This is a genomic window from Shewanella sp. FJAT-52076 (assembly GCF_019457455.1).
GTDB classification, from domain to species: domain Bacteria; phylum Pseudomonadota; class Gammaproteobacteria; order Enterobacterales; family Shewanellaceae; genus Shewanella; species Shewanella zhangzhouensis.
In genome coordinates this window covers 535502-546637 of record NZ_CP080415.1, presented here as the reverse complement: position 1 = coordinate 546637, position 11136 = coordinate 535502, and the positions used below count along the sequence as shown (strand labels likewise).

General features: G+C 55.3%; 12 protein-coding genes. All 12 read right to left on the bottom strand.

The window, feature by feature from the left end:
• Positions 1-71 precede the first annotated feature (71 nt).
• The 12 genes from K0H79_RS02405 to K0H79_RS02350 all read right to left on the bottom strand — a co-directional run bounded on the left by K0H79_RS02405 (position 72) and on the right by K0H79_RS02350 (position 11005).
• Positions 72-590 (bottom strand): prepilin-type N-terminal cleavage/methylation domain-containing protein, encoded by a 519-nt coding sequence (locus K0H79_RS02405; protein WP_220077185.1) that lies wholly within the window; start codon positions 588-590, stop codon positions 72-74.
• A gap of 38 nt (positions 591-628) precedes the next feature.
• Positions 629-1234 carry a prepilin-type N-terminal cleavage/methylation domain-containing protein gene (locus K0H79_RS02400; protein ID WP_220066561.1) on the bottom strand — a complete coding sequence of 202 codons (606 nt, stop codon included), beginning with the start codon at positions 1232-1234 and terminating at the stop codon, positions 629-631.
• A gap of 70 nt (positions 1235-1304) precedes the next feature.
• On the bottom strand, positions 1305-1796 hold the full coding sequence (locus tag K0H79_RS02395; RefSeq protein ID WP_220077184.1) for a hypothetical protein: 492 nt from the start codon (positions 1794-1796) through the stop codon (positions 1305-1307).
• 3 nt (positions 1797-1799) lie between these two features.
• Positions 1800-3020 carry a type II secretion system F family protein gene (locus K0H79_RS02390; RefSeq protein WP_220077183.1) on the bottom strand — a complete coding sequence of 407 codons (1221 nt, stop codon included), beginning with the start codon at positions 3018-3020 and terminating at the stop codon, positions 1800-1802.
• Positions 3021-3022: 2 nt separating this feature from the next.
• Positions 3023-4786 (bottom strand): GspE/PulE family protein, encoded by a 1764-nt coding sequence (locus tag K0H79_RS02385; RefSeq protein ID WP_220077182.1) that lies wholly within the window; start codon positions 4784-4786, stop codon positions 3023-3025.
• A complete protein-coding gene (locus K0H79_RS02380) occupies positions 4783-5976 on the bottom strand; it encodes a lipopolysaccharide assembly protein LapB (protein ID WP_220077181.1) in 1194 nt (397 codons plus the stop codon). Before K0H79_RS02380 ends, K0H79_RS02385 begins: the two co-directional genes overlap by 4 nt.
• Positions 5973-6875: an ExeA family protein gene (locus K0H79_RS02375; RefSeq protein ID WP_220077180.1), complete on the bottom strand. Its 903-nt coding sequence runs from the start codon at positions 6873-6875 to the stop codon at positions 5973-5975. The genes K0H79_RS02380 and K0H79_RS02375 overlap by 4 nt, the downstream gene beginning before the upstream one ends.
• 1 nt (position 6876) lies before the next feature.
• Positions 6877-8592, bottom strand: coding sequence for a pilus (MSHA type) biogenesis protein MshL (gene mshL / locus K0H79_RS02370; protein ID WP_220078067.1), 1716 nt, complete (start codon positions 8590-8592; stop codon positions 6877-6879).
• A gap of 11 nt (positions 8593-8603) precedes the next feature.
• The gene (locus tag K0H79_RS02365) at positions 8604-8900 is read right to left on the bottom strand and encodes an MSHA biogenesis protein MshK (protein WP_258405459.1); all 297 of its coding nucleotides are present in this window, start codon (positions 8898-8900) and stop codon (positions 8604-8606) included.
• On the bottom strand, positions 8887-9537 hold the full coding sequence (locus K0H79_RS02360) for an MSHA biogenesis protein MshJ (protein ID WP_220077178.1): 651 nt from the start codon (positions 9535-9537) through the stop codon (positions 8887-8889). The genes K0H79_RS02365 and K0H79_RS02360 overlap by 14 nt, the downstream gene beginning before the upstream one ends.
• The gene (locus K0H79_RS02355; protein ID WP_220077177.1) at positions 9534-10139 is read right to left on the bottom strand and encodes a PilN domain-containing protein; all 606 of its coding nucleotides are present in this window, start codon (positions 10137-10139) and stop codon (positions 9534-9536) included. Before K0H79_RS02355 ends, K0H79_RS02360 begins: the two co-directional genes overlap by 4 nt.
• Entirely contained in the window at positions 10136-11005 is an 870-nt protein-coding gene (locus tag K0H79_RS02350; RefSeq protein WP_220077176.1) for an MSHA biogenesis protein MshI, read from the bottom strand. The genes K0H79_RS02355 and K0H79_RS02350 overlap by 4 nt, the downstream gene beginning before the upstream one ends.
• Positions 11006-11136: the final 131 nt, after the last annotated feature.

Here is an 11136-nt window from a genome sequence, read left to right as displayed (position 1 = left end):
TGCCATAAGGCAAATTTCAGACCTTGACTATATACCTGAAACTAAAAGGCCTGCGAAGCAGGCCTTTCTTATCAGCAGTCGTCGGCACCCGGCATAGCACTGAAGACCGGCCCTACCGTTTGGCTGGTTGCTTGGGTGTAGGTAAATCGACATGTTGCAGGCGACCCTTTCTGCCAAATCGTTGCGACCCCAGCAGCTGAAAAGATCACCCACTCCGCAGCTGTCTCATTGGCAACTGTAGGATCTGTGGCACTGGTACCAGCATCGAAATCAAACTCCAAAGCATTTTCCAGTTCAGCCTCAGTAGCCTGAAGGTAACCGAAATGAGTTACCGCCGGAGTACCTGTCCCGATATCAACAGATGGTGCTGGTGTCGCATTGTTGGCATTTCTCTCCACACCAGCTAGGGCTGCACGCGAATACACCAGAGAGTTTGCTCCCTGAATAGCGGCTTTGGCACCACTCAATGCACTGACTCTCGCATCCGACTGCAGATTGATAAACTTAGGCGCTGCCGTCACGGCCAGAATGCCCAGGATGATGATCACCACCACCAGTTCAATCAGGGTAAAACCTTGCTGTTTTTTCATGCTTTCTTACCTTTCTGTGAAATTAATTTGTCTGATATTCAGGGGTTGGTGAAGCTGAGCACCTTGCCGGTACCCGGATTATAGGTAATGCCGGAGGCGCCTGACGTGGTCAGATCCGGTACCGGGGTGGCAATGCCGGTATTGGGGTCCAGGTTCAAAGATGACACCTGATGGTACACACATAAATCCAGGCCATTAACCGTTTGACCATTGAGATCGTTACTGCTGCCACCTGCGCCACCGATTACCCTCACGGTATAACGTTGCTTACGGGCGTCCTGGGTATAAAGCACGTTACGGGGCGTGCTTTGCAAAATCAGATTAAATACCTGCTGGCAGGTGGCATCTGTCATATCAGTGGCAGATACATTATTGTCGCCGGTGGGGTAACCAAAGCGTTTGTCGAGCCCTATTTGGGAGCCATCCAGCAATACGTAGTCGTTGTTGCGGCCATCGATTTCCCACTGGGCGCGCACGAAACTTACCGCCGTAACCAAACCACCGCTCACCGCATCCACGCTGGCTGCTTCTGCTTCGTCGGTGATGTTCAGAAATCTGGGTATAGCGGTCGCCGCCAATAGCCCAAGGATAACTATGACTATCACCAACTCAATCAGTGAAAATCCCTGCTGTTTAGCTTTCATAGGTGCCCCCAATCGTCCATTTCCCCATTGTAGCAGCTAAATTCATCTTGAAAAGTCTCATATATAACAGCTAATTAGTATGGTTGACCAAGGTCACTTTTCCGGTATCCAAATGGTAGCTGATAAGACTGTGTGCTTCGCCCAAATACTGGCAACTGCCGCTGCCAGTATCAAAAGACACATCGATTAAATCTTCTGTGCCATAACCCAGGAGCTGCTGCCACAATGCCCGGCAACCGATGGCATCTCTTTGGGGCGGCTGCGGCCAGCCGACAGCGCTCATATGAATAAGCACTGGGGCAGCCGGTGTGTCTCTGTCCAGCAGCTCCCACTCCAATTTGAGTATCTCACCCCGCCCCTGCCCCAACCATTTGGAGCGCGCCATTGACACAAGATTCTGCAGGCGTCCCTGTTCCATCACCATGCTGTGGGATGCAACGGACTCCAATCCGGAAAAATACCTGAATCCCACCACAGCCAGCAGTAACAGCATTACTATCACCGCCAACATACGGCGATAGATACCAATCAGTTCTCCTTCGGCTTCCCGCTGTGGTAACAAGGTTCAGCCTCCCTTGACCACGTTGAGCATGTCCCACATGGGCAGGTAAATACCCAGCGCCAAAATGAGCACTATGCCGGCCACGATTCCGATGAGAATAGGCTCAAGCTTGGCGGTAAGATTTTTCAGGTCGTAATCCACTTCGCCCTCATAAAAATCGGCGGCATCGTTGAGGAGCTGTTCCAGCTGTCCAGTCTCTTCCCCCACCGCCACCATCTGCAGCACCAGGGGGGTAAAGAGTTTGCTGTGGTTGGAAACCCTCAACATGGACTCGCCGGACTCAATCCCGCGGCGCATGGCGACAATTTTGTCGTGCATGTAGGCGTTATCCACCGCGTCGGCCACCAAGCTCAGGGCCTGGGTCATAGGGACACCGGCGCCCATCATCATGGCGAAGCTGCGGCAGTAGCGAGACAGGGTCGAGCGTTCAATGATGGAGCCCACGGCTGGCATGTGCAGCTTCCACTGATCCCATTTTTTTTCACCCTGCTCCGTTTTATGCCAATAGGCGAGACCGCCCACAAGCCCCACAAACAGCAGTGCCAACAGCCACCAGTAATTGACAAAAAAGTTGGATGTGGCAATCAGTATCCGGGTCGCCCAGGGCAGCTCGGCGCCAAAGCGGGAAAACATGTCGGCAAATTTGGGGATCACCATGATGTTTAAAATCACCATGGCCAGGGAGATGGCTATCAGCACAAACGTAGGGTAACGGACCGCTGACTTGATGCGGCGACGGGTTTCCTGCTCGCGCTCGAGATAACCCGACAACTGCAAAAAGACATCTTCCAACTTACCCGTGTTTTCGCCCACATGCACCATGGAAACAAACAGGGCATCAAACACCTCGGGATGATGATTCATCGCCGATGACAGGGGGCGACCCGCGGTCAGCTGCACAGAAATATCATCCAGCGCCTGCTTCATTTGCTGGGAATGGGTGGTTTCGCTAAGCCCGGCAATGGCTCTGAGAATCGGGATCCCTGAGCGGGTCAGGGAGTACATCTGCCGTGTAAAAATCTGTAACTCTTCCAGGCTTACCCTGCGGCGAAACAAACTGGATACGCTGACACCTTCACCCCGGGGTTTGGTTTCGCGAAACTCCAGCGGAATAACCGCCCGCGACAGCAACTGATCGGCCGCCGCATTCTCGGAGGCGGCATCAAGCTCCCCCGTTACCTGCTGTCCCTGGGCATTGCGCCCCCGATACTTATAGACAGGCATCGTCAGGCTCCCGCCCCATCAAACTGAGCCATTTCCTGCGACAGAGGTATCTGGGTTTCGCTGACGTCCTCCACCAGCCTGGCGACCTCTTCAATGGTGGTCATCCCCTGCTTCAGGTAATTGAGTGCTGAGATAAGCAAGGGGGTAAAGTTGGGGCTGGCGTAAGCCGCGTGGGCAAACGCCTGGGGGTTGCCGGTGCGCATGGCATCCACCATGGCTTCATCCAGCTCCAGCAACTCGAAAATACCGATACGGCCACGGTAACCTGTACCACTGCAGCTTTGACAGCCAGTGCCCATGCGAAAACGGGCCTGAGAAAAATCCATCCCCTTACTGACGCTGGTTAGCCAGGCGTTATCCTGACTGGTCAATTGATAATCCACTGCACAGTTTTGGCATACGCGTCGCACCAGGCGCTGGGCAATGATGACCCGCAGCGCACTGGCCACCAAATAACTGGCTGCCCCCATGTCCAGTAGTCGCAGTGCCGAGGTGACCGCGTCGTTGGTGTGCAGAGTCGAAAGCACAAAGTGCCCCGTCAGGGCGCCCCGCAATCCTATTTCCACGGTCTCGTGGTCACGCATCTCCCCTACCATGATGATGTCGGGGTCCTGACGCAGTGTGGTGCGCAGCACATTGGAAAAATTCAGCCCAATCTTGTGGTTAACCTGCACCTGGTTGATGCGGGGCAGCTGATATTCCACCGGGTCTTCCACCGTGATTATCTTGCGATCGGCCGTATTGAGTTCACTCAGGATGCCGTAGAGGGTGGTGGTTTTGCCGCTACCCGTAGGACCTGTCACCAGCAGCATGCCGTGGGGCCGCTTAATCTGTTTCCGTACCCGCTGCAGAATCGCATCCGGCATACCGGTTTCATTCAGGGTCAGCAAACCGGCCGATTGGTCAAGCAGACGCATTACCACAGACTCACCGTGGTAAATGGGCATGGTGGAAATACGCACGTCGATTTTGTGGCCTTTCACTTCCATATGGAAACGGCCGTCCTGAGGCAGGCGTTTTTCGGAAATATCCAATCCCGCCATCAGCTTGAGACGAAGCACCAGCGCTGCGGCTATGGTGACTTCGTTGAGTATGGTTTCCTGCAGGTGGCCATCCACGCGTTGACGGATGCGCAGCGATTTGTCGCCGGGTTCGATGTGAATATCCGATGCCCGCATCTGTACTGCGTCTTCGAAAATCGACTGCAACAGTTTTACCACAGTGGTTTCACTGTCACTGTCACCGGCGGTCAGCGCGGCCAGATCGAATGCCTCGTCGGCGGCATATTCTTCTTCGAGCTGCCCGGCCATTTGGGCAATTTGCTCGGTGCGCCGGTACAGGTTGTCAAAGGCCTGCATCAGCTGGGCTTCAGGGGCAACCACCAACTCGAGGCGCTTGGGTGCCAGCAGCACTTCCAGGTTATCCAGCGCCTGCAGATCCGCCGGATCGCTCATGGCGACCACCACCGCATCCCCCTTATCTTCAATCACCAAGGCGCGGTAGCGACGGGCCTGAACTTCTGGCAGCAGATTCACCACAGCGGGAGGCACAGGACGGCGACTGATATCGAGATAGGGAATATTCAGCTGTTGGGATAGGAACTTAAGCAGCTGATCTTCGGCAATATACCCCATATCAATCAGGGTTCGCCCCAACTTACGACCGGTGCTCTTTTGCTGAGCCAGTGCAGCAGTCAGCTGCTCCTCACCAATGATTTGTTCCGAGACCAGCAAATCCCCAAGGCGCATCTTGAGTTTTGGTTTCATTGGCTATCTCCCAACTGCGTCAATCTGTTTTCTATGTAGGCACGGGCGTCGGCTGATAACCCGGCGGTGCTGAGCGCACGCTGATAGTGATAACGGGCATCGCTCAACTTGCCCTGTGCATCCTGTGCGTAGGCAAGCCCCAGCCACCACTGGGCTTTTTCCATACCGCTGCTCAAAAGCTTCTGGTAGGCGGTTTCGGCCAGTGCGTAATCTTCTTGTTCACGGGCAATATCTGCCACCAATAGCCACTTATCCCGGGCAAGTGTGTCGCTGTCACCAATCGACTGAAGGGCTGCCAGCGCCTGCTGCTTATCACCCTGCTCGCGCCACAGACGACCAAGGAGCAGCGCAAAAGACGACTGCTCAGGAAATTCGGCCAGCCCACGCTGCAGCAGCTTAATGGCTTCCCCGGCTTGCCCCTGCCCATAATGCAGCGCCGCCAATTGGCGTCTTGCTTCATGCCGCGCTGGCTCATAAGAAAGTGCCATGGCGTATTGGCGCATCGCCTCATCAAGCTTGCCGGCGTCCCTGGCGGCATTGGCCTTCACCATGGCGCGCTCGGCTTGCTCTGCCGGGGTCAGCACTACCTCGGTCACGGCCATGCTGCCTGGCGCAGGCGTATTGGTATTCAGGGCGGCGCTGGAAGAACCAGTCACCGGCGGCTCGCTTAAGGTTTTCACTGACAAAGCCGGCGCAATTACCTCACCTGCCGCAGAGGCTGTGGTCGGTTCGGTTAAGGTCTCAGACTCGCCATCCTCCGTTGCGTTTTGGGTTGTGCTCCCTGACTCGCTTACTGGCTCTCTCGACACACCTGATTCAGTGCCTCGACTGGCATTTGCGGGCTCCTGGCCATCTGACGCCTGAACAGGAGGCTCCTGACTATGAGATTCCAAGACGCTGCTCCCCGGTTCCATTTTTACCGGTGCAGTTCCTGCTGTTGCCATGTTTTCCGCAGCCTGTTGTGCGGAACCCTGAGGGCCTGATGCAATCGTTCGCTCGCTATCAGACGCCTTCAGGCTCCACAGCATCAGCGCCATTGCGACAAGGAGCAGCGACAGCAAGATAAGCCAGCGCCAGGGCAGCCCGGGGGATTTGCTCGCTGAAATGGCAACTGCGGCGGGCACTTGTTGCAGCTGATGTGGCTCGGAGCGCTTATCCAAATCTTTCAGCATTTGATTGATAACGCTCATAATCCGCCCCCGCGCCACCATAAGCCCATGGCGGCCACCATCAGGCTGCCCAGACTAAGCACCGGCAACCAAAGAGGCCAGAAGGGTTTGGATGCATCTTCGGTATCCCTTATGGCACCCAGCGCCTGGCGTCGCCCAATGCGGTGCAGGCCCTCGCCAAACCCCAGCATTAACGCCTTATGGGCCAGGATATTGATAAGTCTGGGTATTCCTCTCGATGCCCTGGCGATGGCGGCGATGGCGGCATCATCGAAAAGGCCTGTATCGCTTAACCCCGCCACCTTCAGTCTGTGCTGCACATAGGCCGCTATTTCTTGCCGGTTGAGGGGGCGCAAACGATAGCTGAAGGTGATCCTTTGCCTCAGTTGTCTCAGTTCAGGGCTCGCGAGTCTCTCATCCAATTCAGGCTGACCAAAGAGCACCACCTGCAGGAGCTTGCGACTCTCAGTCTCCAGGTTGGTGAATAGCCTTAAGGTTTCCAAACTCTCCTGAGGCAATGCCTGGGCTTCATCCAGAATAAGCACCACGCTGTGACCGTGGGCGGCCAGCGCCATCAGTTGATGCTGAATAAGGCTGGTTAACTGCTGCTGATCGATATTGGCGGAGTATTTGAGGCCAAGCTCCAGTGCCAGCGCCCAGCGCAGTTCGTTGGGCGACAGGCAGGGATTGGGCAGATACGCACAGCGAAGCGGTGCGGGCAGGTCGTTGAGCAGCTTTCTCAAAATCAGGGTTTTACCGGTCCCCACCTCACCGGTGACCTTGATAAAACCTTCGCCGGTTTGCAGTGCAGTTTGCAGCACCTGCAGCGCCTCTGCATGGGGCGCCAGTGCGAAAAAAAATCCGGTATTCGGGGTCAGCGCAAACGGCATTTCCCGAAGACCAAAGTGCTGCAAATACACCTTATTCGCCCTCTGGATACCAACGATCCAACAAGGCCTTTGAGCGTTCCAACTCTTTCTGCCAGGTGCCGCTTACGACCACGGTGGGTTTGAGCAGTATCACCAGCTCAGTTTTACGAACAGACTGACTACGGTTGGTGAAGGCTTCACCGAGGAGCGGAATATCCCCCAGCAGCGGCACCTTGGACACCAGTTCCATGCTCTCACTCTTCATCAGACCACCAATCACCACCACATCGCCCGACGTTGCTTTAATCACGGTATCCGATTCGCGGATCTCACTCTGGGCCAGAGGCAGTTCCAGATCGCTGTTGCTGATTTTGATGGTCTTGGTTTGTTCTTTCACATCGATAACTGAGGGATGCACGTGCAGCAGCACATTGCCCTGGCCGTCAATTTGCGGGGTGACGTCCAGTGCGATACCGGAGAAAAAGGGCGTCAGCTCGACTTCGGGACTGGTCACAGGCGTAGTGCCCGCCACAGTGGTGGATGACACATCGGTGACAAAGTATTCATCCTTGCCCACCTTTATCACCGCCTTTTGGTTGTTGGAGGCAGTGACACGGGGGCTCGACAGCACATCCACGTCCCCCTGGGTATCGAGGAGGGTAATCATAGTGCTAAAGTCTGCACCCGAGAGTTTCAGTGAAGTCATACCACCCAGAACAGAAGTAATCTGATCACCAAAGTTTCCGCCTGAAGTCCCAAAGCCGACATCGACACTGTGACCACGTCTATCGTAGGCCCCTGTCATACCATCCCAGACATTACCTTCTACACCGCCATCACTGAGCAGCCTATCCCACTGTATGCCTTGCTGATAACCATCAGACAGGGTCACCTCAAGCACCTTGGCCTCCAAAATCACCTGACGCTGCAGGTGGGTTTCGGCGGTGGCCAAGAACTCCCTCACCTGACGCAGTTCGCCCGGCAGCGCACGCACAGTCACCAAACCGGCCTGGGGCGTCACCACTACATGGCGGTTATTACCGGTGCCACCAATCAGGGATTCGAGGGTTTCTTTCAACTCCCCCCAGAAGTCGGTTTTGTTGCGGGACTGGATAAAGGTGCCGTTGGTGTTGTTGCCGTTGGAATTACCGTTAACGCCGTTGTTTGCCCCATTATTATCAAAGGCATTATTGCCATTGCTGCCGTTGTTGTTATTGCCGTTGTTATTGTTGTTATTGTTGTCTGAAATACGGCCGGACGTCACAGAGGTTAAAGACACCCCCATGCGCTCCATGTAGAGGTAGTTCACCGGAAAAGTTTCGGTACGCATTCCCGATGGGAACACCTTAAGCACCTTGCCCTCGTGGCTGACCTCATAGCCGTACAGATCTTCAATCACCTGCAAGGCCTCACTCAGGGTCACCCCTTTGAGCGACAGCGAAATCCGTCCCTGCACCTCGGGGTGTACGGCCACACTGAAGGGAGTGCCTTTAACGAGACTGGGGAAAAACACCCGGGCATCCACCGCATTGGCGGCCACATCGAAACGGCGCTCCGGTGGCAGATTAGGCGCAAATACTGTGTTGCTGCCAGCGAGTTCGCGGGAGACCGAATCCGGCAGCTTCGCCGGTGGCTGAGTTTCTACACTTTTTTGAGCCACAACCTCCTTGAGCGCGTCTTTTGACGCCTGAGGATTGGGCCTGTCAGTGGTTTGGCATGCTATCAGGCACAGCGACAGCAGAGGGGTAAGGTATTTGATACCAGAAATTGCCATATCTTTTATCTCTCTGTAATAGCCTGAAACAGCCTGAGGGTTTTCCCGTCAGACAGGGACACATAATCACTGCCAATAGCGGTTATCCTCGCGTTACCGATACTGTCGCCCAAGGTAAGCACCCGGTTACCTATCACGGCATATTTCGCCTCGGGGGAGTTGATGATGCTGGTCAGCCGACTTCCCTGGGTAATGCCCACGGCCTGTGCCCTGAAGTCCGCTGGCTGGGTTGGGTCCCTCAGTGGCTCTGCCGCCTGGGATGCGCCGCACAGGCACAAAAGTAAACTACTAATTCGCCACACGGATAAAGTCCTCATTTACGCTCAGGGTATGCAGCATCAGCTGCACCTCGGCTTTGGGATACGCCTTAACCCGGTAATCCATTCGCTTCCAATAAAGCTTATTTTCAAGACCTTCCACCGCCTCAACAAACCGCTGAACCGCAAAAAAATCCCCTTCCAGAGTCAGCGCCATGCCGTGGGAATACAGGTTCAGTTTCTGTTCGCCCTCACCCACTTCAATAAGGGGCACGGGAGTGATGGATTCAAACCCGGTAAGTGTCAGCCCCTTGGCACCATCCAGCATTTTGGCCAAGACACTGGGCATCAGGCGGGCGGGTACCATATCCAGGGTTTGCTCTTCCAAGGCTTTATCCAGCTGTTGATGCTCTTTCTCCAGCAGTGCCTTGCGCTGAAGAAAATCCCGGTTTGGATCCTGAGCCAATCGCTCCTGATACAGAGCAAGCTGCTGCTCACTGATGTGGTTAGTGGCCAGGGTTTGACTTAGGGTCTGGCTTGCCTGGCGATATTCCTTCCACAGGCTCTCCACCGGCATGGAGAGCAACATGAGTAGTCCAAACAAGGTGGCAAAAAAGATAATGCCCCGCTCTCTTATGGTCAGGGCGTCGTATTTGGTCGCGAGGGAATCGAAACGGCTCATGGTTTCTGCTCCTCCCTCAGTGCGCCACTGGTGAGAATAAAGCCCAGCGGCGCGCCTTCTTCACGGGCCATGGTCATGGTTGAAAACTGTTTCCCCTGCAGGGTTTGGGTGTGCTTAAGCCGTTCGACCCACAAAGGGACACTGGTGGGCGCCTTGGCAAAGCCTTCAAACCTGAGCTCACCTTCGGCCACCAAAATACGTTCAAGCCAGACATTGCCGTCGGCGGCAGAGGCCAGGTCAGTCATGAGCGAGCCATAGCCACCGCTGGCAAATCGCTGCTGATTGCCAAGCTCACTCAGGAGTTGCCGTTTCAACGCCAGAAAATCCTGCAGCTCAGTCACCTCAGCCACCAGGGTAGCGTCAGCCTTATGGTTTGCCAGCTGAGCCTCCAGCTGCTGCTTTTGCTGCCCGAGGCGCTCAGATTCGGCTCTGGCACTGTTAAGCTCTGCCTTTACGGTTGAGAGCTGCCATCCAAGTGCAATGCCCGCCAGCAGCAGTATGGCAAGCACGGCGACCACTGACTGGGTCAGGAGGGTGAAATTCAGCCGCTGCCGGGTGGGCAGCAGGGACTCGTCGTATAGATTGATACGGGTCTTGGTCATGGACGCGCCCCCAAAAACTCTTCACAGGCGAGGCGGGCAAAGGTCTGTCCCACGGGCTCGGCATTTAAGGCCGTGACCCGCTGATTGAAGTTGGCACCCACCAACCTGGCCAGCGCCTGGGTCGCCCCCTGAGTCAACAGCTCTATGCTCGCCACCGGCGGCTGACGCAGTTGGCTCTCGAAATAATCCATGGAACGTTGCAGCTCCAAACTGAGATTGTCGGCAGCGCCATAGGCCAAATCAGACTCGGCTATTTCGTCAAGTTCACTGAATCCCCGTACCCGACGCTGCATCCACAGCTCACCGTCTTTGATGACAGTCAGCAGCAATTCATTGCCGGGCACATGGCTTACCACCATGCGCGCCTGCGGCTCGGCGGCAAACAGTCTGGCAGTAACCAACTCTTCAATGCCAATACCGACTATCTCGCAGTCCTTGTCATCGGCGGCCAGCACCAGTTGTTCAAGAGCGCTGCGACTGACAGTCACCACGGTTACTTTGTTGGAATGCGTATGGGGAGGCTCAAAATAATCCAGCTTCAGGGAAGAAACCGGCTCAGACACCATATCTTTAATGGACCAGCGAACAGCATCGGCCAGTTCACTTTCGGGCACGGCAGGTTTGTCGGTGAGCAGCAATTGATAGCGCCCGGCACCCAATACCAATGCCAGACGCGCCGGGCCAAAGCGGGACACTATGGCCGCCATCAGCCCTTGCCAATTATCACCATCGAGAGGAATTTCAGCAGCTTCTGTCTCGGCGCCTGCAGCCGGGAACACCCAACAGCTGTTGTTCGCCAGATAGAGCCCAAGGTCGCGCCGCTCAGTTTTCTTGTGCCAAAAAGAGGATCGGCCCATTGCAGTCATGTCCGTGTGATTATGCGCCTTGCCATGTACCGCGTGAAACGCGCCAAGTCAGGGAAAGTGGGCGGCGATGGCGTACTAATTAGTTATTTTTAATAAGTATTATGCAGAGATTACCCCATAAGATAGGCCGA

Bases quoted from the DNA above. Each gene is read 5' to 3' on its own strand.
- K0H79_RS02405 (WP_220077185.1), bottom strand. From the start codon at position 590: ATGAAAAAACAGCAAGGTTTTACCCTGATTGAACTGGTGGTGGTGATC.
- K0H79_RS02400 (WP_220066561.1), bottom strand. From the start codon at position 1,234: ATGAAAGCTAAACAGCAGGGATTTTCACTGATTGAGTTGGTGATAGTC.
- K0H79_RS02390 (WP_220077183.1), bottom strand. From the start codon at position 3,020: ATGCCTGTCTATAAGTATCGGGGGCGCAATGCCCAGGGACAGCAGGTA.
- K0H79_RS02385 (WP_220077182.1), bottom strand. From the start codon at position 4,786: ATGAAACCAAAACTCAAGATGCGCCTTGGGGATTTGCTGGTCTCGGAA.
- K0H79_RS02380 (WP_220077181.1), bottom strand. From the start codon at position 5,976: ATGAGCGTTATCAATCAAATGCTGAAAGATTTGGATAAGCGCTCCGAG.
- K0H79_RS02360 (WP_220077178.1), bottom strand. From the start codon at position 9,537: ATGAGCCGTTTCGATTCCCTCGCGACCAAATACGACGCCCTGACCATA.
- K0H79_RS02355 (WP_220077177.1), bottom strand. From the start codon at position 10,139: ATGACCAAGACCCGTATCAATCTATACGACGAGTCCCTGCTGCCCACC.
- K0H79_RS02350 (WP_220077176.1), bottom strand. From the start codon at position 11,005: ATGACTGCAATGGGCCGATCCTCTTTTTGGCACAAGAAAACTGAGCGG.